At 40.4% G+C, this 25,190-nt stretch carries 22 protein-coding genes and 1 pseudogene; 20 read left to right on the forward strand and 3 right to left on the reverse strand.

The window, feature by feature from the left end; all coding sequences use genetic code 11:
• The first annotated feature begins 144 nt into the window (after window positions 1–144).
• Both NFR56_RS05600 and NFR56_RS05605 read left to right on the forward strand, forming a co-directional pair.
• Window positions 145–1,203, forward strand: a pseudogene (locus tag NFR56_RS05600) (Rpn family recombination-promoting nuclease/putative transposase).
• A 314-nt stretch (window positions 1,204–1,517) separates the two neighbouring features.
• Complete coding sequence (locus tag NFR56_RS05605; RefSeq protein WP_003006128.1) at window positions 1,518–2,057, forward strand: NADPH-dependent FMN reductase; 540 nt, start codon at window positions 1,518–1,520, stop codon at window positions 2,055–2,057.
• 30 nt (window positions 2,058–2,087) lie between these two features.
• Here the strand turns inward: NFR56_RS05605 and NFR56_RS05610 are convergent, their stop codons facing one another.
• On the reverse strand, window positions 2,088–2,783 hold the full coding sequence (locus NFR56_RS05610; RefSeq protein WP_003006131.1) for a VIT1/CCC1 transporter family protein: 696 nt from the start codon (window positions 2,781–2,783) through the stop codon (window positions 2,088–2,090).
• 481 nt (window positions 2,784–3,264) lie between these two features.
• A complete protein-coding gene (locus NFR56_RS05615) occupies window positions 3,265–4,659 on the reverse strand; it encodes an MFS transporter (RefSeq protein ID WP_155168872.1) in 1,395 nt (464 codons plus the stop codon).
• A gap of 322 nt (window positions 4,660–4,981) precedes the next feature.
• On the opposite strand from NFR56_RS05615, the gene NFR56_RS05620 reads away from it, so the two are divergent.
• The 6 genes from NFR56_RS05620 to NFR56_RS05645 all read left to right on the forward strand — a co-directional run bounded on the left by NFR56_RS05620 (window position 4,982) and on the right by NFR56_RS05645 (window position 12,036).
• Complete coding sequence (locus tag NFR56_RS05620) at window positions 4,982–6,274, forward strand: PTS transporter subunit EIIC (RefSeq protein ID WP_251458059.1); 1,293 nt, start codon at window positions 4,982–4,984, stop codon at window positions 6,272–6,274.
• Window positions 6,261–7,118 carry an alpha/beta hydrolase gene (locus tag NFR56_RS05625; protein ID WP_251458062.1) on the forward strand — a complete coding sequence of 286 codons (858 nt, stop codon included), beginning with the start codon at window positions 6,261–6,263 and terminating at the stop codon, window positions 7,116–7,118. Before NFR56_RS05620 ends, NFR56_RS05625 begins: the two co-directional genes overlap by 14 nt.
• 83 nt (window positions 7,119–7,201) lie before the next feature.
• The gene (locus NFR56_RS05630; protein WP_251458065.1) at window positions 7,202–8,320 is read left to right on the forward strand and encodes a DUF4767 domain-containing protein; all 1,119 of its coding nucleotides are present in this window, start codon (window positions 7,202–7,204) and stop codon (window positions 8,318–8,320) included.
• A gap of 213 nt (window positions 8,321–8,533) precedes the next feature.
• Complete coding sequence (locus NFR56_RS05635; protein WP_049514852.1) at window positions 8,534–9,097, forward strand: hypothetical protein; 564 nt, start codon at window positions 8,534–8,536, stop codon at window positions 9,095–9,097.
• Between the two features lie 175 nt (window positions 9,098–9,272).
• Window positions 9,273–10,040, forward strand: a complete 768-nt coding sequence (locus tag NFR56_RS05640) for an ABC transporter ATP-binding protein (protein WP_251458068.1) — start codon at window positions 9,273–9,275, stop codon at window positions 10,038–10,040.
• Entirely contained in the window at window positions 10,033–12,036 is a 2,004-nt protein-coding gene (locus NFR56_RS05645) for an FtsX-like permease family protein (RefSeq protein WP_251458129.1), read from the forward strand. The genes NFR56_RS05640 and NFR56_RS05645 overlap by 8 nt, the downstream gene beginning before the upstream one ends.
• A 358-nt stretch (window positions 12,037–12,394) precedes the next feature.
• Here NFR56_RS05645 and NFR56_RS05650 read toward each other — a convergent pair whose 3' ends face one another.
• Complete coding sequence (locus NFR56_RS05650) at window positions 12,395–14,359, reverse strand: peptide ABC transporter substrate-binding protein (RefSeq protein WP_251458071.1); 1,965 nt, start codon at window positions 14,357–14,359, stop codon at window positions 12,395–12,397.
• Window positions 14,360–14,619: 260 nt separating this feature from the next.
• Here NFR56_RS05650 and NFR56_RS05655 point away from each other — a divergent pair, with 260 nt between their 5' ends.
• The 12 genes from NFR56_RS05655 to NFR56_RS05710 all read left to right on the forward strand — a co-directional run bounded on the left by NFR56_RS05655 (window position 14,620) and on the right by NFR56_RS05710 (window position 25,065).
• Window positions 14,620–14,946 carry a PadR family transcriptional regulator gene (locus NFR56_RS05655; protein ID WP_070594416.1) on the forward strand — a complete coding sequence of 109 codons (327 nt, stop codon included), beginning with the start codon at window positions 14,620–14,622 and terminating at the stop codon, window positions 14,944–14,946.
• Window positions 14,943–15,743, forward strand: coding sequence for a hypothetical protein (locus NFR56_RS05660; protein ID WP_070594417.1), 801 nt, complete (start codon window positions 14,943–14,945; stop codon window positions 15,741–15,743). Before NFR56_RS05655 ends, NFR56_RS05660 begins: the two co-directional genes overlap by 4 nt.
• Window positions 15,740–16,570, forward strand: coding sequence for a hypothetical protein (locus NFR56_RS05665; RefSeq protein ID WP_251458074.1), 831 nt, complete (start codon window positions 15,740–15,742; stop codon window positions 16,568–16,570). Before NFR56_RS05660 ends, NFR56_RS05665 begins: the two co-directional genes overlap by 4 nt.
• 284 nt (window positions 16,571–16,854) lie before the next feature.
• On the forward strand, window positions 16,855–18,246 hold the full coding sequence (locus tag NFR56_RS05670; protein WP_251458077.1) for an APC family permease: 1,392 nt from the start codon (window positions 16,855–16,857) through the stop codon (window positions 18,244–18,246).
• A 347-nt stretch (window positions 18,247–18,593) separates the two neighbouring features.
• Window positions 18,594–19,208, forward strand: a complete 615-nt coding sequence (locus NFR56_RS05675) for a hypothetical protein (protein WP_070589531.1) — start codon at window positions 18,594–18,596, stop codon at window positions 19,206–19,208.
• Window positions 19,209–19,564: 356 nt separating this feature from the next.
• The gene (locus tag NFR56_RS05680) at window positions 19,565–21,058 is read left to right on the forward strand and encodes an ATP-binding protein (RefSeq protein ID WP_070589529.1); all 1,494 of its coding nucleotides are present in this window, start codon (window positions 19,565–19,567) and stop codon (window positions 21,056–21,058) included.
• A gap of 522 nt (window positions 21,059–21,580) precedes the next feature.
• Complete coding sequence (locus NFR56_RS05685) at window positions 21,581–21,817, forward strand: DUF2829 domain-containing protein (protein WP_070589528.1); 237 nt, start codon at window positions 21,581–21,583, stop codon at window positions 21,815–21,817.
• Entirely contained in the window at window positions 21,810–22,508 is a 699-nt protein-coding gene (locus tag NFR56_RS05690) for a 3-oxoacyl-ACP reductase (RefSeq protein ID WP_070589525.1), read from the forward strand. The genes NFR56_RS05685 and NFR56_RS05690 overlap by 8 nt, the downstream gene beginning before the upstream one ends.
• 9 nt (window positions 22,509–22,517) lie before the next feature.
• Window positions 22,518–22,997: an NUDIX hydrolase gene (locus NFR56_RS05695; protein ID WP_070589523.1), complete on the forward strand. Its 480-nt coding sequence runs from the start codon at window positions 22,518–22,520 to the stop codon at window positions 22,995–22,997.
• Window positions 22,998–23,004: 7 nt separating this feature from the next.
• The gene (locus NFR56_RS05700) at window positions 23,005–23,739 is read left to right on the forward strand and encodes a GNAT family N-acetyltransferase (protein ID WP_251458080.1); all 735 of its coding nucleotides are present in this window, start codon (window positions 23,005–23,007) and stop codon (window positions 23,737–23,739) included.
• Window positions 23,740–23,780: 41 nt separating this feature from the next.
• Window positions 23,781–24,683, forward strand: a complete 903-nt coding sequence (locus NFR56_RS05705) for a putative PEP-binding protein (protein WP_251458083.1) — start codon at window positions 23,781–23,783, stop codon at window positions 24,681–24,683.
• Window positions 24,625–25,065 (forward strand): ASCH domain-containing protein, encoded by a 441-nt coding sequence (locus tag NFR56_RS05710; protein ID WP_251458086.1) that lies wholly within the window; start codon window positions 24,625–24,627, stop codon window positions 25,063–25,065. The genes NFR56_RS05705 and NFR56_RS05710 overlap by 59 nt, the downstream gene beginning before the upstream one ends.
• Window positions 25,066–25,190 lie beyond the last annotated feature (125 nt).

Below are 25,190 nucleotides of genomic sequence, written 5' to 3' on the forward strand. Positions count from 1 at the left end.
GTAGAGCCCACTCAACCACTGCGTCTTGCTCGACAATCCAAAAATAATTGAGAGGCTAGGATTTTTGTCCCAGCCTCATTTTCTGCAATTTTTTCGAATAGTATAAGTGAGGGGATTCCCTATACGAAATCATCGGAGGTTGCTATGAAAAAACGACATGAGTATGTATCGCCCACCTTGGATTTAATGGCGAAAAAGATTTTTAGTCTGCCGGATGTGACAGCGAAATTCATCCGCGAAGTCTTGGATCTGCCAGTAGAGTCCGTTGAGATTTTAGAAGGAAGACCAGATCCATGAGCAGGGGTTTTTAGGAGATCTTCTTTTGAAACATCTGTTGATGTGAGAGCAAGACTAGATAGTGGGCTTGAAGTCATCATTGAGATTCAAGTTTTGAAGCAAGAGTATTTCTTGAATCGTTTTCACTATTATTTAGCCAATCAACTGGTAGAAAATGTCCAACGCAAGCGAAAGAAAGGGGCAACCCATTCTATGTACCAGGAGCTGGAGCCGGTCTATGGGATCGCTATCCTGGAGCGAAGTATTTTTCCTCATTTAGATTCACCTGTCAATGTCTATGAAATGCGCCATACAGTAGATGGGACACCTCTTTATAGCTCTCGAAAGGATGGAGTAGCTCATAATATGTTAAAGGTTGCCTTTTTAGAGTTGGATAAGTATAATGAAAGTAGAGATACGGAGTTGAATGCTCACTGGAGACAATGGCTTGAATTTTTTGGCAATCGCCCATTCAGTCATCAACCAGATCAAGTGATCGAGCAGGCAGAATCACTCCTGATCCCATCAAATTGGACAAGGGAGGAAAAAGAAATGATTGATGAACGGATTCGTATCAGAGAAAATTGGGAAATGAGCATGGATACCTTTCGGAAAGAACAACTGGAAGCCGGTTTTCAGAAAGGGTTGAAAAAAGGTCTTGAACAGGGACTCGAACAGGGACTCGAACAAGGTCTTGAACAAGGTCTTGAACAAGGTTTAGAACAAGGTCTCGAGCGTGGTCTTGAACAGGGATTGGAACAAGGCAGACAAGAAGGCATGGAGTTAGGAGTTCAAGCTGGTCAGCAGTCTCTGATTCAGAAACTGGCTTTGAAGGGGATGAGTATCGAGATGATTGCTGAAATGACGGATTTATCCAGCGAATCCATCAAAAAAATGTTGGCTACGGATTCGTCTGACGAGGAGTAGTAGCGTGAACAGAATTTTGGGAACAATGAAACTTCGAGAATTACCTTGCTGAGAAAAAAGTAGTTCTAAAATGGATTGTAAAGATCGTCAGGAGTTCGTTATTTTTGGATCTTGATCCTCTACAGATTTATACGGTTATGATGTATTGAAGGTTGGAAACTTTTATCCAACCTTTTTTCTCACTCCTCTTGCCCCTCACCTAGTGAACTGGAATAGAAGTTTAAAAATACGAGTTGTAATCCTTGACATTACATTGTGATCCTGTATAATAACTATTGTAATGAATAATCTTACAACAGAAAGAGGAAACAACTATGAAAAACATTTTATTTATCGTCGGATCTCTTCGTCAAGGATCATTCAACCACCAAATGGCCCAGAAAGCAGAAAGCCTTCTTGAAGGAAAAGCAACGGTGACTTACTTGGACTACAAGGACATCCCAATGATGAACCAAGATTTAGAAACACCAACCTTGCCAGCTGTGCAAGCAGCGCGTGATGCGGTCCTTGCTGCGGATGCCATCTGGATCTTCTCACCAGTCTACAACTTTGCCATTCCAGGTGTAGTGAAAAACCTGATCGACTGGCTTAGCCGTGCCCTTGACCTGTCAGAAACTCGTGGTCCATCTGCCCTTCAAGACAAGATCGTAACCGTCTCTTCAGTCGCTAATGCAGGACACGAGCCAATGTTTGCGGCTTACCAAGCGCTCTTACCATTCGTTCGGACTCAAGTGGTTGGAGAGTTTACTGGAACAACCGTTAACCCAGAAGCTTGGGAAACAGGTGAATTGGTCTTGACAGATGAAGCGGTCGCAGGACTGGAAAAACAAGCACAAGCCTTATTAGAAGCATAAGAAAAAGCTGAGACAAAATTCTCAGCTTTTTTAGATACTAAAGAGTTGTCCGAAGAAGTAAGTCACACCCATGGTGAGAAGTCCAATGATGAGATTGCGAAGCATGGCTGGCTTGGTTGGTGCTTTTCCCAGTTTTGCACTGGTATAGCCAGTGAAGATCAAGGATAGTCCAACAACGAAGACCGTCACCGGAATGCGATAGGCAGCTGGAAAGAGGATGATAGAGAGCATTGGAGGAAGGGAACCAACCGAAAAAGCAAGGAAGCTAGATGCAGCAGCATGCCAAGGATTGGTAAACTCCTCATATTCGATACCATATTTCTCTTCGACCAGGGCTTTGAGTGGATGTTTCAGAAAGGCCCGTTCTGTCAAAATCTTTGCGGAAGTTTCGCATTCTCCATTTTGAAGATAAGCGTGGTAGAGAGATTCTCTCGCTAACTTTGGATCGCGATCCAACAAGGCTTGTTCGCGGTTCACAGCGGCTTCTTCCGTGTCTTTTTGTGTGGAAACAGAGACATACTCACCGCCCGCCATCGAGAAAGCACCTGCCAGAATCGCCGATAAGCCAGAAAGGAAAATGATCCAGATGTTTGACGTGGCACTGGCTACCCCGATCACCACCCCAGCTATAGAAATAATCCCATCATTGGCCCCGAGAACAGCGGCTCTCAAGATATTCAAGCGGTCGTTAAATGATTCATCTACTCCATGTTTCATTTCAGTCATACAATATCTCCTTCATCTTATTTAGAATGATTATAAATAAAATACAAAAAGAAAGCAAGGATTTTAACTCAAATGATAAAAGTTCGACAATTTAATGAAATTTAAGTTATAATCTTTGGTATTGCAAGCAAAAAGAAAGAATAGGACATACGCCTATTCTAGCAAGATTTATTTAGCAGAAGTGACTTTACCTTTGAGGATCCTGATGGCATTGTCACACGGGTCAGAAAAGGATAATAAAAAGGGAGTGGGAAAGAACTCCAACTAATTAAGAAGAGTTCGTTTTCCCACCCCCGCACAGTTGATTAGGTCATCTTTGGAGCTTAATCAAGCGAACAACTACTTAGGAAACTTGCTTCGCAAGTCCTATCTACCACCTCAAAGCAGTGCTTTGAGCAATCAACCACTGCGTCATACAGTTATTTCTATCAAAGATCGAAGGCTGGACAGTTTATTCCCAGCTCCTATTTAATGAGATAAATTAGTTCATTTCATTTTCTTTTCCGACAACCCAAAATAAGAGAAGGAGTTGGAAGATGCCCAAGGCGAATAAGACCATAAAACCGTTGCGACTTCCTTTAGCAGTGGCTTGGGTGAAGTCCATCTTTTGATTAGCTTGGCTCATGGCAACGATCAAGGAAGCCAGGGTTGTTCCGACAGCGCCTGCAAATTGTTGCAAGGTGTTAAAGATCGCGTTCGCATCGGGTTGCTCTTCCAGAGAGAGTTGTTTTTGTCCGTTGGTCATGATATTGCCAAAGGCAAGGCCCATACCGGTCATGAAGATCATGTAAAAGATAAGAATCAAGCCATTTGTCAGCTTCAGGCCAAAGAGGGTGAAGTGGAAATGGGCCAGAAGGATTAAAGCAGCTCCAAGGAGAATCGGTTTACGGGCGCCCAACTTATCTAGAATGAGACCGGAGAAAGGAGCAAAACCTGCTCCAATGATGGCTCCTGGAAGCAGCATCAAGGCTGCAAGCGTGGTACTCGAGTGGTTGACCAATTGGACATAATTGGGCAAGAGGAAACTCATGGCCAGAGAACCTAATTGAAAAGTGAAAAAGGCAAGAACATGGCCAGTGAGGAGAGGATTTTTTAAGATGGCGAGGTTGATAATGGGAGTCTCTAACTGATTGGACCGGTAGACTAAGAGAACCAGTCCCAAGAACCCAATCACCAGCCAACCAAGGACAGAAAAACTAAAGAAAGCATGATCAGAAAGACCGTGAATACCTAGAATCAAGCCTAAAAATGAAGCAATAATAGCGAGAAGGCTCATGATATCAAGGGTTTCTCGTTTGACTGTACTGATTTGTTCAATGGAGCGAAGTCCTGCAACTAGCGAAGCTAGAAGGATCGGGAATTGAACCAAAAAGATGGACCGCCAACCGAAGTTAGCAGTCAAGAGACCACCGACAGTAGGCCCAATGGCGGGAGCGATGGCTGTGATCAGGGTACCCACTCCCATCATGAGACCGATCTTGCGTTTTGGGACCTGCTCTAAAATGATATTAAACATCAGAGGAAGGGCAAAACCAACCCCCATTCCTTGGACCAAGCGACCCAAAACCACAAAGCCAAAACTAGGAGCTAGGAAGTCAATGAGAACACCTAAAACAGATAGGAGATTTCCAACTAAAAAGATGGACTTCATTTTAAAAGAGCGCTTGAGGTAGGCAGATAGTGGGACTACACAGGCAACCACTAGAAGATAGATGGTGGTGACCCACTGGACGGTTGCGGTATTGATCTCAAATTCCTTCATCAATATTGGGAAGGTGATATTCATGGCAGTTTCTCCAGCCACCCCGCAAAAGGAAAGGATCCCTGTTGCAAAAATAGCATACAGGACCTTGGCTGAAATTTTTTCTTGTGACATCGGTGTCTGATTCCTCCTAAATCTTTCTATAATCTTGTAAAAATGGTCTGAAAATCCATCCTAGCTCTCTCATTTCCCATCAATTCCAATTGCTATGAGCATAGCAGGACCGATGGTAACCTGATTCATCGTTTTGTTAGCTAACAAATAGTATAGAGGAAATGAAGACCCCTGTCAAAGAATTTTTGAAAAATTGTGAAAATTTTAAAAGTGTTCTCAACTGATGACGTCTCTCCAAACGAAAGGATATGCTCGCCACTATGGTATAATAAGAAGAAAGTAAGCAATGTGAATAAGTCAATCAACTCGAACAGGAGGCCCCATGACCAAGTATTTAGTCCAGAAGTTTTTCTGGTTACGAGAAAAAAGTTTGATTCAAATTTCCCAGAAAACCCTGGTTTCCTTATTTCCTTTTTTCCTATTTTCAGGGATCATTCGGGTGATCGCGCTATCGGTCTTCTCCGATCGAGGCTATATCCATCAGCTCTTTTCGATGGATAGCTGGTTGCCGTGGGATCAAGCTATTAGTCAAGTCCTTATCAATTTTTCCAATTTTTTAGGAGGTCTAGCAGGACCTTTAGCGACTTACTTCGCTGGGAAATATACAGCTGGGCATTACGGTCGAAGTACGGGGACAGCCGGCGTGACTGCTCTTTTGGTCAGCTTGATTGTAGGGTCTCAGGAATTGTTGGTGGGACCACTCCATGATGGGCAACTGACACGCATTAACTTACCTGCGACGACCAATATCCTCTTAGCCATTGTTTTAGGCTATCTTATCGGACAGATCTTTCGTCTATCTAAAGCCAGTGACGATCAGATTGTGGACAAAGACTTCATCTATCAACCCAAGACGGTGCGTCCCATTTTCTTATCCTTAGTTCTAGGGGTCAGCCTAAATCTTCTTTTGGTTCTTGGGAACCAATTTAATATTTTTCAGACTATCCGACAGTTCTTGGCTTCTCTAACGGTAAGTAGTCATCATCTCCTGTCCACCTTTGTCATGGGACTATTTAGTGGGCTATCTGCTTGGTTTGGTAATAGTCAAGCCTTTGCCTTGAACTCAATTGCGGATGATAACTTTGCTTTGGAAAATCTCACCTACGCTGTGACCCATCATTCAACGACAGGCATTCCTCATCTCTATACCTTGACCAATTTGTACCGCAGTTTTGGCATGGTGGCGGGAGTTGGTGCTGTCCTAGCACTTTTGGTTGCAATCTTATTGGTTTCACGAAGTCAAAAGGACAAGAAAGTCAGCCTCCTCAGTCTCTTTCCAAGTCTCTTTAACAATGGTGCTCCATTCATGGTCGGAATCCCGGTCCTTCTCAATCTGCTTTATGTGATTCCCTTTTTATTGATCCCCTTGGTGAATATGGGAATTGCAGCAGTGGCTTTGTGCTTCAAACTGATGCCAGCGGCTGTCTATCCAGTGCCAGATGGGACTCCTAGCCTTCTCTATGCCTTTATTGGAACGGGAGGAAGTCTGAGAGCCTTAGCTGTGAGTCTCCTTTGTTTTGCCGTCGATGTGCTCCTTTATCTACCATTTGTCCGTATGGGAAATCGTATTCGAAAAGATTTAAAAGTGAAAGGAGAAAGCGATGAAGCAATCTAAAAAAACAGCCATCGTCCTTACTTTGGTCAGTCTTTTCTTGATCGCTTTAGCCATTCCTTCTTATAGCTGGACTCGGACCAATGTTTCAAAAATTGAGAAATTTTATAATTCAAAATTGTCTCCCATCATCATGATTCCAGGAAGTTCCGCAACAGAGAATCGCTTTGATGGCTTGGTGACCAAGCTCAACCAAGACCGCCAAGGAACCAAACACAGCCTGCTCAAGGTCAAAGTTTGGAATGATGGGCATATCACCTATAGTGGAAGTATGGATGCCAAGGACAATGAGCCGGTAATTGTAGTTGGTTTTGAAAATAACAAAGATGGCTATAGCAACATTAAAAAGCAAGCCAAACTATTCAATCAAGCCTTCGAAGCCCTTCAAGAAAAATATAATTTTAATAATTTTAAGGGCTTGGGTCATTCCAATGGTGGCTTGATTTATACAGCCTTTATTGAAAATTATCTGGGAGATTATGATATCGATCTCAAGACCCTTATGACCATCGGAACTCCCTATAATTTCACGGAGACCAATATCAAGAATAAATCTGAGATGTTGGCCGATTTTATCAAGGGAAAAGAAGCCATCCCCAATACACTTCATATGTATTCAGTAGCAGGGACCATCACCTATGATTCAGATGAGTTGGTCCCAGATACCAGTGTTTCTGCTGGGAAATATATCTACCAAAACCAAGCAGCTAGCTACACGGAGATTACAGTGACGGGGGAAGATGCTCAGCACTCGGACCTTCCAACCAATGATGAGGTGGTTGCCTTGGTGAAAGAGCATATTGAAAGTCAAACGGATCGTAGAAAGAATCCGAATAAAGAAAACTAAGTGTGAAGAAGGGATTCCTTCCTCACTCTTTTTTTAGTATAATAAAGTTTAGTATGAAAATAGGGGAGAGTAAAGGAGATCAGATGAAAAGAAAACAATGGGTGCCCTTAGGGTTAGTGGCTTCGAGTATGGTCATGTTAACAGGATGTTACCAAAGATACCAACGTCAGTCCAGTCCTAAAAAAGAGGCTGCAACGAGCCAGACTTCAGCAAAAAAACAAGCGAAAAAAGCAGATAACAAACAATTATACCAGTCTGTTTTTTCAGACTACCAAAAGATTTTTGCCACTTCAAAAGAGTTAGATGCCATTTCCAAATTGAATGATGCATTAGCTAAAGAAGATCGGATGATCAATAGCTGGGTGATCGAGACTATCATCAATCAGCCAGAAGCTGTCCGCTATGCCTTTAAGGACTTAAATAACGATGGGGTAGATGAGATGATCATCGCCAATCAGCAGACTGATGGAAGCTACTTTGTGACAGGAGTTTATTACCTCAAGGACCAAAAACCGACTCTGCTAGCCGAAGGTTTTGTCGCTGGACACGGTGGAGCGCGCAATGCGACGACCCTCTATCAGGGAGGAGAAGTCTTAGAAGTCAGCTGGATGTCAGGAACTGGCCGTGGTGTAGCTGTGCTCTCACGGATAGAAAAGGCGCCTCAAGCCGCGACCAAAGTCCAGGAAGAAGAAGTCCAAGTACCGGGGTCAGATCTGAATGCCCTCTTTGGGAAATCGGATGAGGATAAACTGGATCTCAAGAGTTTCGATTGGCAAACTTTTGACAGCACACCATCGGCGGGAAACAGCCAAAGCCAGGAAAAAACGCCTTGGAATGCTGAAAAATCAGCAAAATTAGCAGAATTTATGAAGACCTGGGGTGAAAAGATGGGCCAACCCAACTACCAAAAAGGCATCGCTGGTGGTGATGTAGGACCAGACAACCTCTATACTCTAGGGGAAAATAGTAAGATGGATGCCATTTATACAGATACTGGTCAAGGAAATGCAAAATACCGCATCGTGGAACGCTATAGCAATTGGGACAAGTATCCAGATGTGCATAGTTATTTCTTTGCCATTACAGATACAGGAGAAGGCATTGTCTTTCATTCTCCAACGACCAATGGTGGGAAGATGTACCTAAAACCAACGGACAACAAGGAACTTCAAGAAGAATTTACACAGTTGCTTCATCAATAAAAAGAAGAATAAACCAGAAAAGGACTGTTTTTCTGGTTTTGTTTATTCAAATAATGAATAAAGATACAATATAAGAAATAATTTTTAGGACATAAAATATGTTAAAAACTAGTGATAATTAGCAGTGTATAGGCATTTGGAAACAGAAAATGTTTGACAATTAAAGGAAAATCATTTAAAATATATTCATTCTTTATTTATAGGAGAAAAAATATGAAAAAACTTCTTACAGCCGGTGTGGCTCTTTTGTCTGTTGCAACGTTAGCAGCATGTTCTGGTAAAACTGCTTCAGAATCATCAAGCAAAGATGCAAAAGCTTCTTCTAGCAAAGTAGAAAAATCATCTACTTCAGAAAGCAAATCAAGCAGTTCATCAAAATCATCTAAATCAGCAACCTCTTCTGTTGAAATTCCAGAAATTGTCTTGTTAACTGATGAAGAAATCGACAACGCCAAAACACTTGGTGATATGAAAACCATTTATGGAAAAATGATTGACAACTACACAAAATATGTCAAAGAGATTGGTGACAAGATCCCAGCATCTGGTAAAGATGCCTATAATAAGCAAGTAGATCCTGCGATACAATCTATGGAGACTGCAAGAAAAACATTTAACGATACACTTTCAGCTGCAGGTTCTGATGATACAGTTGTTCCTGAACAAGCTCGTAGTCAATTCGCACAACAATTGAAAAATGCTCGCGATATTGCCCAAAAAGCTCTTGAAGGTGCTTATCAATCAATTGCACCATTGCTCTCTTCATCAGCTGAATAATCAATAAAAAAATAGGTTAGGACTTGAAGTCCCAGCCTATTTTTGCTTTCTTACAAAAATGTAAGAAATAAAGGGGAAAATGTAAGGTTATGTTATGGTGAAAGCGTTTCAGTTTTAGTACAATAGATTTGTAAAAAACGATTGAAGCTTTTATCGAGCTAGAAAGGAACAGACCATGACCCTACTAGACGTTCAACATATCAAAAAAATTTACAAAACCCGCTTTCAAGGAACGCAGGTCGAAGCCTTAAAGGATATCCATTTTACCGTTGAGAAGGGGGAATACGTTGCTATCATGGGGGAATCAGGATCCGGGAAATCGACCCTTCTCAATATCCTAGCCATGCTGGACCAGCCGACGGAAGGGCGGGTCTACCTAAATAGCATAGATACCTCAACCATCAAGAACAAGGATGCCTCGAGCTTCCGTCGGGAAAAACTAGGCTTTGTCTTTCAAGACTTCAACCTGCTCGATACCTTGTCTGTCAAAGATAATATCCTCTTACCTCTGGTCCTTTCTCGCAGACCAGTCAAGGAAATGATGAGCAAGGTGGATAGCGTGAGTCGGGAGTTGGGCATTCACCAGCTCTTAGAAAAATACCCTTACGAAATCTCTGGTGGTCAAAAGCAACGGGTGGCCGTAGCGCGGGCCATCATCACCTCACCAGAAATCCTCCTGGCTGATGAGCCAACAGGGGCGCTGGATTCTAAGTCTTCAGCTGCTTTGCTGGACGTCTTTGAAGATATCAATAGCATGGGGCAAACCATTCTCATGGTGACCCACTCAACCGCAGCAGCAGCGAGGGCTAAGCGCGTTCTCTTTATCAAGGATGGGATCCTTTACAATCAGATCTTCCGCGGGGAAAAGACAGAGCATCAGATGTTCCAAGAAATCTCGGATACCCTGACGGTCATGGCGGGTAAGGAGGATCATGATGTTTAAATTAACAAGTAAATTAGCTCTTTCCAACCTCAAACAAAATCGCAAGCTCTATTACCCTTTCGCTATAGCTGTCATTTTAACGACCATGATCCTCTATAGCTTTATCGCCTTGTCATTGACCCCTCATTTAGAGGATTCTTACGGAGGGGGATCGGCGAGAACTGTTCTTGGTTTTGGCAGTTTCGTCGTCCAGCTGGTCGTCATCATTTTGGTGGCTTATGCCAATGGCTACGTCATGAAAAATCGTTCCAAAGAACTGGGCTTGTACAGTGTTCTGGGGATGGAGAAGAAGCACCTCCTCGTCATGACCTTATGGGAATTGCTTATCGTCTATATCCTCACAGTTGGCGCGGGACTGGGTTTGGGACTCTTATTTGATCCCTTGATTTTTGCCTTACTCCTAAAATGTATGGGTCTACCAGTCGTCATTCAATCAACCTTCCAGATAGGGGCTGTTCTTAACACTTTACTTGGGTTAGCCTTAGCTTTTGGCCTCATTCTCTTGTTGAATTCTTTACGCCTTTTGCGCTACAGTTCCCTCCACCTCATGCAACAAAAGAAAGCAGGAGAGAAGAAGGGAAGATTCTTGCTGGTCCAAACTCTGTTAGGTCTAGGTCTCTTAGGAATTGCTTTCTATTTGGCGCTCACTGTTGAGCGTCCAGTTGCGGCCGTCCAAAGATTCTTTATTGCTGTCATCTTGGTCATTCTGGCGACTTATCTCTTATTCAACGCAGGATCGATTACCTTCTTAAGAATTCTTAAAGGTCGGAAACCCTACTATTACAAGCCGGAGAATTTTATCTCTGTTTCCAACTTAATAGCTCGGATGCGAAAAAATGCAGCGGGTCTTGCGACCATTAGTATTCTTTCCACCATGGTCTTGGTCACCTTAACCGGGTCGCTCAATCTCTTTATTGGAGGGCAGAATTACCTAGATACTATGTACCCTTCGGACTACAATTTTAGTGTGGGACATATGCCTTCAGATGCTGAAACAGAACCGGTTATTGAGGAGGTTCAAGCGCAAATTAAGAAAGTGGCCGATGCAACCCATCTGTCCGATTATCAGGTGGCACAGACAACATACTGGTCGGCTGAAATTCGAAAGATTGATGGAAGGATCTTAGAGGTGTATGACCAGTCTGATCAAGAAACTGGTCAGGAATTGAAGACAGAAGGAGTAGTCTACTTTTTTGATCAGGCGACTTATGAGCAACTGACCGGTCAAAAAGTTGAGCTTGGGGAAAATGAAATCCTAGCCTATGGGTATCAATATCCTGGAAGATTAGACGCGCAATTAGAAATCAATGGGAAGACCTTCACGATTAAAGAAAAACTAGACTCCAATTTTATCCAAGGAAAACTCCCTCAAGCCGACCTGTTTCAACACCAAATGGGCTTGTATCTTGTCCTCCCTGACTTGAACCAACTGGGACTAAAAATTGATAAAAATTTGGAATTCTCTATTAGTGCTAAAAATAAAGAAAACCAAGATTTTATAGCTGGAATGGCCAAAGAGCTTAATTCGACAGACAAAATGAGTCAATATGGTGCGACTTTGTTTGGTGGGGTTGATCGATACAGCATGGAGAAGGAGTGGCGTGAATCAGCAGGGACAATCCTCTTTATTGGGATTTTCCTATCGGTGATCTTTCTATTGTCTACGGTACTCGTCATTTACTACAAGCAGATTTCAGAGGGCTATGAGGACCGGGATAATTTTGTGATCTTGCAACAAGTAGGGTTGGACCAAAAGCAAACGGCCACCACCATTCGCAAACAGATTCTCACTGTCTTTTTCCTTCCTTTATTCTTCTCCTTCCTCTACCTAGGTGTGGCCTACAAGATGATTGCAAAGATCGTTGCCCTCTTAGGAGCAACCAATGCGGGCTTGGTCCTTCAAACGACTCTTTCTATCTGCGCTGTCTTTTTCATCTCCTATATTCTCGTCTTTCTTCTGACTTCTAGAAGTTATCGGAAGATTGTCGTGAGATAGCGGTTGAGTCTATATAAGATTGGGAAATGAAAAAGCCGATAAGTAGACAAACTGTTTTTTACATAGAACAAGCCAAGTGTTGCAGAAAGAATTATAATAATGTATATTATTAAGCTTATTTAAACAAATACCGAAACTTTCCGCCGTGAGAAAAGTGCTAGAAATAATAGTATTTCTAGCACTCGGGAGTTTTGGAACCTTAGGTCCAAAACTAAGTTATGGAACTTCCTGGATTGCTGAAATCATCCACTGGATAATTTCACCTAACGTCCGTACTCACCTAAGGAAAGTTTCAAAGATAGGTATTTCCTTAATCAAAAAACACCGAGGATTTTATCCCCGGTGTTTTCTATCACGATTATTTCACGTGTTTTGCAAGTTCTTCTTGCGCTTTTTTGTTTGATTCTTCTTTTTCTTTCAACCAATTCTTATAAGCTTTTTCGTAGTCAGCAGTTGTGACTGTCTTATCTTGAAGTTTTTGGTATTTGAAGAAGCTTGTTTCACCTTTAATACCAATTGCAGAATTTGCTGCTGAGAATGGCGTTACCTTCGTGATAGATGGAACTCCACCCTTAGAGTAGATTGGAAGAACCATGGCGTTTTCTGTCAACCAAGCTTGGGCATCAGCATATTTTTCATAACGTGCATTGGTATCCAATTTTTCAGCATTGGCAGCATCCAACAATGCTTTGTATTCGTTCAAACCAATTTTCTCGATGAGCGCTTGGTCTTTCTTAGGATCAAGTCCCATACCAGTCAAGGTTGAACCATCAGTTGGGTTTAAGATATCCAAGTAAGTAGATGGATCTTGGAAGTCAGGTCCCCAACCTGTGATATCCATATCAAAGTCTTTTTGATCTGGTGATTGGGCGAAGTAAGTAGCGTTGTCTGCATCGTCTGTAGACAATTTTTGTACATCGATCACGACATTGTCTTTACCAAGGGCCGCTTCGATTGAGCTCTTCATAGAGTCTGCTTGTTGGACAAGAGCATTAGAAGATTGGTCTACAACATAGTCGATATGGATTGGGAATTGAACACCTTGTGATTGCAATTCAGCCTTCGCTTTTTCAAGTTCCGCTTTGGCTTTATCGGCATTATGCAAGCTATCTTGAGCATCAGCAAAGCTAACACCATTCCACTCATCTCCTGTTGCGGCAAGTTTTTCTTCAACGAGAGTACCGAAGTCTTTCCCGCCTGCTTGGACAAATGTTGGTGGAACTAAAAGGGTACGAAGAGTTTTTGATGCTCCGTCTTTCCCGTTAACTTGAGCGCTGTAGGAAGTTCTGTCTAAAGCAAAGTTCAAAGCTTGACGGAAGTTTTTGTTTTGAAGAGCTGTCTTAGTACTGTTCTTTTGCTCATCAGACGTCTTCTTCGTATGGCCGTAGTTTTGACGGTTAACGTTGAAGTAAGCGTAGTAAACAGTAGAATCTTGAGGTGAATAAACGATGTTATCCTTGAATTTCTTCTCAATCGTGCTATAAGTTGAGCTAGTTGGGAAGAGACGAGCAGTAGATAGGTTCCCATCTGAGAAGTTACGAGCAAGGTAGTCTTGGTCTGATCCATCGAAGTAAGTTAATTTAACGGTATCGATGTGAACATTTTTCTTGTCGTAGTATTCAGGGTTCTTTTCCAACTCGATTTGTGATTTTGAAGTGAAAGATTTCAAAATATAGGCACCATTGTAGAGGATCCCATTTGGTTTCACGCTACCAAAGTCTTTCCCAGCTGATTCCAAGAATTTTTCATTAACCGGCATCATGGTAGAAGTGGTCAATTTAGAATTCCAGAAAGATTCTGGTTGGTTCAAAGTATATTGAAGAGTATGATCGTCAACAGCTTTGACCCCAACAGTTGAGAAGTCTTTGGTTTTCCCGTTTACATAGTCATCCAAGCCTTTGACTGAGTTTTGAACCAAGTAAAGAGCATCCGATTTTTTATCTGCTACGTATTTTAGAGATGTCACGAAATCTTTTGCAGTGACGTCAGCGTATTCATTTCCTTCTGAATCATACCACTTCGCGTCTTTTCGAAGCTTGTAAGTATAAGTCAGACCATCTTTTGAAACGGACCAGTCCTCAGCAAGAGCAGGCACTAGGTTACCGTATTGATCGTTTTCAAACAAACCATCGACCAAGTTGGTTGTAATGTCGCTTGTAGTTGAACGATTTGAAGTCAAATAGTTCAAGGAATCAGGGTCTGTACCATACACGTAGTTGTAGGTAGTCCCTTTTGACGCATTAGAAGATGAGCCACATGCAGCAAGGAAAAGCGTTGAAGCCGCGGCGACACCTGCTAAAAGAGCAAGCTTCGATTTTTTCATATTCGTGTCTCCTTTTGAATAATTTTAATTATTATACTCCAATCAATCTACAAAATAAAGTGTTTTTTGAACTTTTTTTGTATATTTACACACCCGTATACAGTAAAACCCCTGATTTTAAGGGATTTTTAAGGAATAAAAAATTTTTAAAAAAAATTACTATTATGCTTTACATACTAGTCGAGAAAGAGTATACTGATAGTGAAAAGACTAGTATGTAAAACAAACTAGTAAAGAATGTGAAGAAAGAGGTGAGAAGGATGAAAGAGTCCCAATTACTAAAGGGAGTCTTGGAGGGCTGTGTGCTGGAGATTATTTCCAAAAAGGCCATCTATGGCTATGAATTGATCCAAAGTCTCAAAGAGATGGGATTTGATAAGATTGTCGCTGGGACTATTTATCCCCTACTTCAAAAATTAGAAAAACAAGGGGTCATTCATGGGGAAATGAGGCCGTCTCCAGATGGTCCCGATCGCAAGTATTTTTCACTCAGTGATGCTGGAGGAGAGCGTTTAGGGGAATTTTGGGACCAGTGGCAGGAACTGGTCACGAAAGTAGAACGTATCAAGAAGGAGGGAGAAGAATGATAGAAAGTTATACAGAAAAAATGTCGGATGAATTGATTCATCTAAACAAAGAGGATCAAGCCTATGTGAAAAAAATGGTGGCCTATATTGGGGCCAAGTCCTATTTTTATGATGATGAAGCGCTCGGTGAACAACTCTACAATATGGTTTGCGATCTGAAAGTTGCTGAAAAAGAAGGCATTCGGGCGGTGGATTATTTTGGAAAGGATCCACGGGCTATGGTGGATCAAGTTCTTTCAGACTTGCCTAAACGCTCATTAGGATCTTATGTGGGACTCGTCTTCCTACTTGGAGTGATCTTGGTTGGCATGCGTTATTTAATGGATTTTACCTGGATGACACCACTGAAAATCGAACCCTTGACCTATGTTGTCATTCTACTTAATTTCTTGGTGTTCAGCCAGTTCATCACGTGGCTTTGGTCCAAACAGAGCTATGGAGAAATAAAGTGGTCTTGGGCTACTTTTATCAGTGTGATCAGCCTGATGGTGTTTCTGAACATCGTACGACTATTTTCGATCTATTTTGGCCACATTGGAAGTCTCTTCTTATCAGATGGTTGGGCGATTGTTCTCTCTGTCCTAGTCTTACTTGGGTTTGCAGTTATGGCCTATAGAAGCAGGGAGCGTTTGATGACGAGTCTACTAGTCATGGGCCTGACTTTCCTAGTTACTGGATGCTGGATGCGTCTCGTGAATCAGGAAACTGCTCATTTAATAGGCTGGCTCCTTCCTCTCATGGGACTAGTCCTGACCCTTGTTGTATTTTGTCTCCAAAGAAAGAAGGAAGAAGCATGAAATCAGCAATGTATTTTGAAGAAACGCAGGCCTTGATGCAAACCTTTAGCCAGGAGGATCAAGTTTATTTCCAAGATCTCTGGGATTATTTCAATCTTGCAGGTTTTTTATATGAGGAGAAGGCCTTAAGAGAGCAGGTCTATAATTTAGCGGTAGATTTTTCGCAAGCAAGCGGAGATGACCTCACGGCAAAGGATTATTTTGGTCTCGATCCAAAGGGGATGGCAGACCAAATCATCGAAAATATGCCCAAAGAAACGACGCGGTCTGTTCTAAAATATGGGGCTATCTTTTCAGGTATTGTGATTTTTTATCGCCTCTTAAGTGATTTTGCTTCTCAAGCGGTCCTTGTGCTCAAGCCACTAGTCTATTTAACCGACATCATTTTGGGACTCCTAGCTGTTGGGATCATCTTCTATCTCCTTCGTCGTCTCATTTTTGCGGAGGAAAAAACGAAAAAAGCAATTTATGTAGCATTTGTTCTGGTATTAGGGATCTATTTTTTCAGTGAAATAGTGGGAGTTCGCTTCTTGCCTGCTTTTGCTTGGTTAGCGGTTCCTAGTCCTTGGGATACTCTTCTCATGACAGGGGCTAGCGGGGCTCTCATTCTTTGGCAATGGAAAGAAGAGTTTGGACGAGCTTTCATCTTTCCTATCATCGCCTTTTTAGTGGTTGGATTCCTACATCGCTGGACCTTGGCACAAGGAGTTCAGAATCTTGGTATGACGGTTCTTCTGCCCACAGTGATCATCGTCTTTGGGCTAGTTATTTATTATTGGTTTACGATTCGTGCTTTGAAAAAGAATAGGACGGAAAGTGATAAATAGTAAGAAAAGGGGGGCTGGGACAAAAGTCCTAGCCTCTCAATTGTTTTTGGATTGTCAAGCAAGACGCAGTAGTTGAGTGCTCAAAGCACTGCTTTGAGGTGGTAGATAGGACTTGCTAAGCAAGTTTCCTAAGTAGTTGTTCGCTTTTCAAGTTCCAAAGATGCCCTACTCAACTGTGCGGAGGTGGGACGACGAAATCGAATTCTGACGAATGACCGATTTCTGTTCCACTCTCTTTCTTGTTTAAGTATGATAGAATAAACTCATTAGATGGGAGAATATACATGAATCTATTTCGAAAAAAGGGACTTGGGCAAGTACACCCAGGTCTAAATCGCCATTTACGATTGTGGGATTTGATTATTTTAGGAATCGGTGCCATGGTGGGGACAGGGATCTTCACGATTACGGGGACTGCAGCAGCGAATTTAGCTGGTCCAGCCTTGATCATTTCAATTGTGATTGCGGCTTTTTGCGTTGGCTTATCTGCCCTCTTCTTTGCTGAATTTGCATCCCGCATTCCTTCAACTGGTGGAGCCTATAGCTACCTCTATGCCATCTTTGGAGAGTTTCCAGCCTGGATTGCAGGTTGGTTGACCGTGATGGAATTCATGACAGCCGTATCAGGTGTGGCCTCAGGTTGGGCTGCTTATTTCAAGGGATTGTTGGCCAATCTTGGCTGGCGTCTGCCGACGGCTTTAAATGGGACTTTTGATCCAGCTGCGGGAACTTATGTGGATCTCTTACCTATTTTGGTCATGGTCCTCGTCACAGCCTTGGTCCTTATGAATGCAAAAGCCGTCTTACGCTTCAATTCCTTGCTGGTCTTACTCAAGTTCTCAGCTCTTACCTTGTTTATTCTTGTCGGGATTTTTCACCTAAACCCTGGCAACTGGGGAAACTTTGCCCCTTATGGCTTTGGCGAAATTTATGGTGGTCAAACAGGGATTATGGCTGGCGCTTCGCTCATGTTCTTTGCCTTTCTTGGTTTTGAGTCCATTTCAATGGCGGTCGATGAAATCAAGGAACCACAAAAGAACGTTCCTCGCGGCATTGTCCTTAGTCTTTTGATCACAACGGTTCTTTATATCTTGGTTACCCTGGTTTTGACCGGCATGGTTCCTTTTAAGAAGTTAAATGTAGAGGATGCGGTTGCCTTTGCCCTCCGTCAGGTAGGAGCTAGCTGGGCAGGGAATTATGTATCGTTGGTCGCTATTTTGACCCTGATTACCGTCTGCATTTCTATGACTTTTGCCCTCTCACGGATGATTTACAGTTTGGCGCGAGATGGCCTTTTGCCAAAAGCGATGAAACAGCTCGATCCTAAAACCAGAATCCCAAAAAATGCGACCCTGGTCGCTGGAGTAATGGCTGCCATTGCTGGTGGAGTTTTTCCGCTAGCTAGTATCGCTTCCTTTTTAAATATCTGTACCTTGGCTTACCTGGTTATGTTGGCCTTTGCCCTCTTGAAATTGCGCAAGGAACACGGTGCTCCTGGACCTGGTGAATTTAAAACGCCTTTGGTTCCGGTCTTGCCAATTCTATCGATTGTGGTCTGTGTGTCCTTTATGACCCAGTATTCTCTATCGACCTGGCTGGCCTTTGGAGTTGCTCTCTTGATTGGGATAGGAATTTATTTTGGCTATGGGTATCGCCATTCAGAAGAACATAAATAAAAGATGAAAGCTAGAGTAGAAGAACTCTGGCTTTTTGTATAGGGAAAGCTCTTTTTTTGGTATAATAAAGGGAGAAAGTTAAATAGATAACAAAGGAGAACACCATGACATTTGAAGAGATTTTAAATAATAGTAATCATAAATTTCTTTAATGAATTCCACATAGAGTTCTGGTTTCTTAAAATTATATTTTATAGAGTTCGTCTACATTTCTTATTGTTTCACTCTAGAATAATTGGTAGAGGGTTATAATAGAATTATATTTTCGAAAAGTCGAAGTAGTTATAAATATTTATAAAAGTATAAGAAAGTAAAAGATAAGATTGAAAAATGAATAGGAGGTTATTATGAGATTCATTATTTCTTTTATCACATTTTGTGGTTTAGTTGGTGTTTGGTATTTTATAAAAAAACAACCTAATATAAAATATCGAAACATTTCGGCTTTGATCTCTTTAATTAGTTTTGTTATATTTGGTTTATTCTTTCGAGAAGATAAATCTCAACAAGGTTCGGTCAGATCTGTTGTTAGTTCAAGCAGTTCGTCTTTGAATTTATCTACAACAACTCAGGCATCTTCCTCGATATTAGAAGTGAGTTCATCAAGCGAATCAGCTTCGATATCAAATCAATTTAATGATGAAGAGTTTCAAAAATATGCTAGTCAATTTCAGAATAAATTGAATGAGTTGGTAAAAGAAACTGGGCAAGTTTATAGTGCTACAGGGAGAGGTCTTATACTATATCTGACTGTTCCACAAGACTTTAAATATAATTCAAAAGATAATATTCAAGAATTTGCTGATAAAGTGTTGCAGGTCAAGAATGAAACTTTTCCTGTTTGGCTTGTTGAAAATGGCTATTCTGCACAAGATGTAAGTATTCGTCTACACATTAAGACAGAAGATGGAACGGTACTCGCAAAAGAAAAGTTATCGGGAATAATGAAAGTTACGAAGTAAAAAATCAAATTAAGCAAACCTACCTCAAAAATGTTGGCTGATCTGTCTATTAAAAATGAAATAAGTCATCTTATTAATTTGCTAAAAAATAAATACATATTTTGGTTCTTCTAGTTTTGATAGAAGAAAAATTAAAATGTTAGTTTTTGTTAGTATGTGTTATTTTTCGAAGAAAACCGAAAATTTTATCTAGGTTTTCACAATATGTGATATAGTTTTTTTGAAACTATTTTTATATAGACTTTGAACTAATTAATTCTTGACATTGGAGTACGTGGAATTTACTTGGAAAATAAAAAAACGCTGATTTTACGACGTTTTTAACCTATTTAGAATTTACTTGGAAAATAAAAATTATGGAAGATAAAGATTTAAAAAAGTTATTAGAATTATTGAATAAAAATGAAGATGAAATTATTGAATACAAAGTTAATAATAAAGATCATGATCGTATAGGCAAATATATATCAGCTTTAGCTAACTCAGCAGCAATGTTAGGTCAGCAATTCTCATACTTAATTTGGGGGGTTAATGATGTTTCAAAAGAAATTATTGGTACAAAATTCTATCCAAAAACTGAAAAACATGCACAGGGTGAGCCGTTTATTACTTGGTTAGAAAGGATGCTTGATCCTCGTATCACAATTCGTTTTGAAGAATATGATATCGAACAAAAACATGTTGTCGTTTTAGTCATCCACATGAATGCTGGTAGACCTGTTGCTTTTAGCGGTAGTCGATACATTAGAAGTGGATCTTCATTAAAAAACTTAAAGGATTATCCTGAAAAGGAAAGAGAACTGTGGAAATCCTTTGAATCGCGATCATTTGAAAGAGAGTATGCAAAAACCGCATGTACATTTGAAGAAATTAAAGAATTGATTGATGTTAATTCCTATTTGAAAATGATGGGATACTTTGAAGATTCAAACGATGAAGAGATAATTTTTCATATGATAGAAGATGGTGTGATAGAATCTTCTGGAAAAACTTTCAATCTAACCAATATGGGAGCATTTACATTCGCAAAAAATCTTAAAAATTTTGAAAATTTATCTGCTCATGCTTTACGAGTAATTAGATATGCCGGTAATAATAAACTAAGTGCAGTAGCTGATAATACAGCTAGTAAAGGAGCTGCCGTTGGTTTTGAAGGTTTACTAAAATTTATCAATGGTCATTTACCTCGTAATCCTGAAACGTTAAAAGATAATGGACAAATCACTTCTGATACAGATTATCCTCCTCTGGTTATACGTGAAATAGTTGCAAACCAAATAGTACATCAGGATTTTTCTGTAAAAGGTAGCTCACCAACAATTGAAATATTTGATAATAGAGTAGTATTCACAAATCCTGGATCTCCTCTTAATCGTCCTGAAAGATTGCTTGATATGCCTCCTTACTCTCGAAATGAAGCTTTAGCTGAACTATTTCGAAAGATGCATTTAGTAGAGTCTCGTGGTAGCGGTATAGATAAGATTATCTTAACGTTGGAATTAAATCACTTACCTGCTCCGGATATAGCTGCTAAGGATAATTATACTGTTGTTACTTTACATCAACGACGAACAATCCAAGAAATGGGGAATAGAGAAAAAATAAATGCTATTTATTATCATTCTGCATTACTCTACATAGAAGATAATTTTATGACAAATAGTACACTAAGAAAAAGATTCGGATTGACAAATAAACAATCATCTATCGCTTCTAAACTCATTGCTCTTGCGTTAGAAAATGACAAAATAAAAATTTATGACGAAAACGCTGGAAAAAAGAATATGCAGTATATTCCATACTGGGGCATTAGTTACAATAATAACTCTACTCCAATTTCCTCAAAATAAACGCTAATAAGGGATTTCACAAGTTCAAACATGATTTGAACCACAATTTAAAACCTTTTTAATAATAGTTTACCTAATGATGTTTTTTGAAAGGAATATAAAAATTTCAGAAGTAAAAAAAGATGGCAGTACAGTATATTGTGCTAGTATGTATTTAGAAATAGATTAGATAACTGGAAAAAGGTGAAAACTAGTATAACTGCCCAAACTAGAAAAGAACAAAATTAAATGATAAAACCTAGCAAAAAAATTTAAATATAAATTCAGTTACATTACTGAGTTAGTGTAGATATAACATTATTAGGAACCAGCTGATTTATGGCCAGATACATTTAAATTAACTGTAAAACCATAGACCTTAAAATATAACGAAATCACAATTGTATAACATTTAGTTCTTATTATAAAAGAGCCATGAATGCTCTTTAGGTTCACAAAAAGGTGAACAAAATACAATGAATATGTTTTACGAGTTCATAAAGTTCATCATATCAATATTAAATTACATCAAAGGAGAACACCATGACATTTGAAGAGATTTTACCAGGATTAAAGGCCAAGAAAAAATATGTACGAACAGGATGGGGTGGAGGAGAAAACTATGTCCAATTGTTTGATACCATCGAGCAAAATGGAGTGGCTCTGGAAGTGACACCTTATTTCCTCATTAACGTGTCTGGTGAAGGCGAAGGCTTTTCCATGTGGAGTCCAACTCCCTGTGATGTTCTAGCGACAGATTGGGTGGAAGTCCATGACTAAACGGGTCTTGATTACAGGCGTGAGCTCCGGGATTGGTCTGGCGCAAGCTCGTTTGTTTTTAGAAAAGGGCTACCAGGTCTATGGGGTGGATCAGGGAGCTGATCCCCAGTTGCCAGGTGAGTTTCACTTCTTACAGCTAGACTTAACCTTGGATTTGACGCCGATTTTTGACTGGTGTCCTGAGGTAGATGTCTTGTGCAATACAGCTGGAGTATTGGACGATTATAAACCGCTTCTGGAGCAAAGCGCTCAGGAGATTCAGGAGATTTTTGAGATTAACTATGTGACTCCGGTGGAGCTGACACGGCATTATCTGACTCAAATGTTGGAGAAGAAGCGAGGTATCATCATCAATATGTGCTCCATTGCATCTATTCTAGCTGGTGGAGGCGGTCACGCTTATACTTCCTCCAAGCATGCTCTAGCGGGCTTTACCAAGCAGTTGGCCCTGGATTATGCAGAATCTGGCATTCAAGTCTTTGGGATCGCTCCAGGTGCTGTCAAGACTGGCATGACTGCTGCGGACTTTGAACCCGGTGGCTTAGCAGACTGGGTAGCCAGTGAAACACCTATCAAACGCTGGATTGAGCCAGAAGAAGTGGCAGAAGTCAGTTTCTTTTTGGCCAGTGGGAAGGTATCTGCCATGCAGGGACAAATCTTGACCATTGATGGTGGTTGGAGTTTGAAGTAGGAGGAATTGATGGAAATCAAAAAACACTTTGGTGTCTACGGCATTTGCTATGAGAATGGGAAACTTCTCTGTATTGAAAAAACAAGAGGCCCCTATCAACATCGTTTTGATCTACCGGGTGGTAGTCAGGAACTCGGTGAGGGGTTGACAGAAACCCTTAAGAGAGAAGTTCTGGAAGAGACGGGTTATACGCTTAGCCGTTACTTAAATCCTAGGATTTATGACGTGCTGGTTCAAGAAGAGGGGCAAGACTTCGCTGTACATCATACCATGGCCTTTTATGATGTAGTGCTCGATTTCGAGAGCTCTCAAAAATCCCTTCCTCATGAAGTTCTTGATGGAAGTAATGATTCAGCAAATGTTATTTGGCTGAATTTGGAAGAAATTACCGAAGAAAATGCCTCGCCTTTAGTATTAAAAGTGAAGGCAGAGTTACGAGGATTTCCAGAATTAGAACGGATAAGTTATAGGAATTGGAAGGTAAAATAGAGGGATAATGGAACTATTTAAAACATGGAAGAAAAATATGGTTCTCTATGGTCTTAAATCTCAAATTGGAACTGTATACCGAAACAGTGATGGGACAACAAGTTTTTATGATATTGGGAATTTTCTATACTTAGCAGGGGAGCTAAATTCTAGATTTTGGGAAGATTTTGTTAGGCAATATGGTTTAGATTATAAGATTATTATTTCAGAAGACACTAAGTGGCAAGATTTTCTGCATCAGAAACTGGAGCTAATTTCTTTTGCTCGCTATTCTTTTAAAGATAAGGCAAATTTTCAAGTTGAATTTCTAAATGATCTAGTTAGTCAGTTAGAGAAAGGTTACAATATTGTGCCTATTGATAATCGTATTTATAACTGCCTTTCTGAGGAAGAATGGTCACAAGATTTACAAGGGGATTTTAAATCCTATCAGGATTTTGCTTTAAAAGGTGGATTTGGCTTTGTGATTCTTAAAAATAAAGAACTGATTGCTGGGATTTCCTCAGGCTTAGTTTACCAAGGAGCAGTTGAAGTGGAAGTTGTAACTAGACCAAACGAACAAGGAAATGGATTTGCTAAAAAGCTTGGTGCTGCAATGATTCTAGAGAGTTTAAATAGAGATATGTTTCCACTTTGGGATGCTCATAACGAGGCTTCCAAAAAAGTAGCAGAATTTTTAGGATATGAGTTAGTTGAACCTTATGAAGCTTTTGAACTAGAGGAAAGTGTCGTATTCGTATAATGATATCTGATATTGTATCTTTTAAGACAAGGTGAATGAACATGCAAAATCAACTAGCTCTTAGTGGCGAAAAAATTGTTGAAAAAGTTTATCCCCATTTATTGCACCACGTCGGCTTGATTCGTGGGGAATACTTGTTGAGAGAAATAAACCAAAACATACTATTACCAAATTGTAAGCAATTTGTGAAAGATTATCTAGACACTATTTGTCATTTGTACTCAGATGAAGAAGTCTGGTATCGCTTTTCAGAGTTAACAAATGCAGAAGCAAATAGTCTAGACGGGACTAAAGAGTATTTTGACGAACGCCACTCATTATTTGGATATAGAGGGGCTAGGCGTTTGTTGGCGTGTCCAGATGAATTTCAGGCTGAGACAAATGTTGTTACAGAAGTTTTTCAAACCAATCCCAATCTGTCTGTTATTTTTCCTTTTGTCAATGATGCCGAACAATTAAAACAAGCTATTACAGTATTGCGTCAGTATGGTTTTACCGGTAAAGTCGGCACGATGATTGAATTACCATCAGCTTATTTCGACTTGGACAGGATACTGGAAACTGGTATTTCAAAGATTGTAGTTGGAATGAATGATTTAACTTCTTTTATTTTTGCGACTGTGAGAAACAGTCAATGGCATGATATGGAAAGTCCAATTATGTTAGATATGTTGAGACAGATGCAGGATAAAGCAAGGAAGAACAAGATTGATTTTGCTGTAGCAGGCTATCTGAATACTTCTTTCATACAAAAAATGAATCAGATGGGTATCGAATGTATTCTCCATTACAGCTCTATTCCAGAGATTTTTGATTTAGAAATTGACCATCCAGACCATCTTAAACATATAAAAGAAGAAAGTAAAAAATTACAAAGGAGAACCCATGACACCTCAAGAAATGTGGAATGCCTACAAGCAAATCAACCCCTCTATCGGAGATGAGATAGACGCCTGGGCTTTTGGAGCGGAACCAGACCTTTTAGCGTTACTGGTCTTTAAAGGCGAAAAAACAGCAACAGCCTCAGCTTACGACCTCTACGCATTAGAGGACGAACCCCTTCCCCAAGAAGGGACTTTTGATGTCATTTTAGACAGTCAAGATCAGGCTGTCTGCATTGTTGAAGTTACAAAGGTTTCTGTTCAGCCTTTCAAACAGGTTTCAGCTGACCATGCCTACAAGGAAGGTGAGGGAGACAAATCTCTAGCTTATTGGCGTCAGGTTCATGAAGACTTTTTCACAGACTGTTTAGGAGAAGCGGGACTAACTTTTACACCTGATAGCAAGGTGGTTTTAGAAGAATTTCGCAAGATTTATCCATTATAGATACGCTCTCCATTTAGGAGAGTCACATTGAAGACAAAATTAATTTGAAAACTTTCCTTAGGTGAGTACGGACGTCAGCGAACTTCCTCGAAGTTCCATGACTTAGTTTTGAGCCTAAGGTCTCA

The organism is Streptococcus caecimuris (assembly GCF_943193075.1).
GTDB classification, from domain to species: Bacteria; Bacillota; Bacilli; order Lactobacillales; family Streptococcaceae; genus Streptococcus; species Streptococcus caecimuris.

Excerpts from the sequence above, each read along its gene's own strand:
- NFR56_RS05605 (WP_003006128.1), top strand. The coding sequence starts at position 1,518 with ATGAAAAACATTTTATTTATCGTCGGATCTCTTCGTCAAGGATCATTC.
- NFR56_RS05610 (WP_003006131.1), bottom strand. The coding sequence starts at position 2,783 with ATGACTGAAATGAAACATGGAGTAGATGAATCATTTAACGACCGCTTG.
- NFR56_RS05615 (WP_155168872.1), bottom strand. The coding sequence starts at position 4,659 with ATGTCACAAGAAAAAATTTCAGCCAAGGTCCTGTATGCTATTTTTGCA.
- NFR56_RS05620 (WP_251458059.1), top strand. The coding sequence starts at position 4,982 with ATGACCAAGTATTTAGTCCAGAAGTTTTTCTGGTTACGAGAAAAAAGT.
- NFR56_RS05625 (WP_251458062.1), top strand. The coding sequence starts at position 6,261 with ATGAAGCAATCTAAAAAAACAGCCATCGTCCTTACTTTGGTCAGTCTT.
- NFR56_RS05630 (WP_251458065.1), top strand. The coding sequence starts at position 7,202 with ATGAAAAGAAAACAATGGGTGCCCTTAGGGTTAGTGGCTTCGAGTATG.
- NFR56_RS05635 (WP_049514852.1), top strand. The coding sequence starts at position 8,534 with ATGAAAAAACTTCTTACAGCCGGTGTGGCTCTTTTGTCTGTTGCAACG.
- NFR56_RS05640 (WP_251458068.1), top strand. The coding sequence starts at position 9,273 with ATGACCCTACTAGACGTTCAACATATCAAAAAAATTTACAAAACCCGC.
- NFR56_RS05645 (WP_251458129.1), top strand. The coding sequence starts at position 10,033 with ATGTTTAAATTAACAAGTAAATTAGCTCTTTCCAACCTCAAACAAAAT.
- NFR56_RS05650 (WP_251458071.1), bottom strand. The coding sequence starts at position 14,359 with ATGAAAAAATCGAAGCTTGCTCTTTTAGCAGGTGTCGCCGCGGCTTCA.
- NFR56_RS05655 (WP_070594416.1), top strand. The coding sequence starts at position 14,620 with ATGAAAGAGTCCCAATTACTAAAGGGAGTCTTGGAGGGCTGTGTGCTG.
- NFR56_RS05660 (WP_070594417.1), top strand. The coding sequence starts at position 14,943 with ATGATAGAAAGTTATACAGAAAAAATGTCGGATGAATTGATTCATCTA.
- NFR56_RS05665 (WP_251458074.1), top strand. The coding sequence starts at position 15,740 with ATGAAATCAGCAATGTATTTTGAAGAAACGCAGGCCTTGATGCAAACC.
- NFR56_RS05670 (WP_251458077.1), top strand. The coding sequence starts at position 16,855 with ATGAATCTATTTCGAAAAAAGGGACTTGGGCAAGTACACCCAGGTCTA.
- NFR56_RS05675 (WP_070589531.1), top strand. The coding sequence starts at position 18,594 with ATGAGATTCATTATTTCTTTTATCACATTTTGTGGTTTAGTTGGTGTT.
- NFR56_RS05680 (WP_070589529.1), top strand. The coding sequence starts at position 19,565 with ATGGAAGATAAAGATTTAAAAAAGTTATTAGAATTATTGAATAAAAAT.
- NFR56_RS05685 (WP_070589528.1), top strand. The coding sequence starts at position 21,581 with ATGACATTTGAAGAGATTTTACCAGGATTAAAGGCCAAGAAAAAATAT.
- NFR56_RS05690 (WP_070589525.1), top strand. The coding sequence starts at position 21,810 with ATGACTAAACGGGTCTTGATTACAGGCGTGAGCTCCGGGATTGGTCTG.
- NFR56_RS05695 (WP_070589523.1), top strand. The coding sequence starts at position 22,518 with ATGGAAATCAAAAAACACTTTGGTGTCTACGGCATTTGCTATGAGAAT.
- NFR56_RS05700 (WP_251458080.1), top strand. The coding sequence starts at position 23,005 with ATGGAACTATTTAAAACATGGAAGAAAAATATGGTTCTCTATGGTCTT.
- NFR56_RS05705 (WP_251458083.1), top strand. The coding sequence starts at position 23,781 with ATGCAAAATCAACTAGCTCTTAGTGGCGAAAAAATTGTTGAAAAAGTT.
- NFR56_RS05710 (WP_251458086.1), top strand. The coding sequence starts at position 24,625 with ATGACACCTCAAGAAATGTGGAATGCCTACAAGCAAATCAACCCCTCT.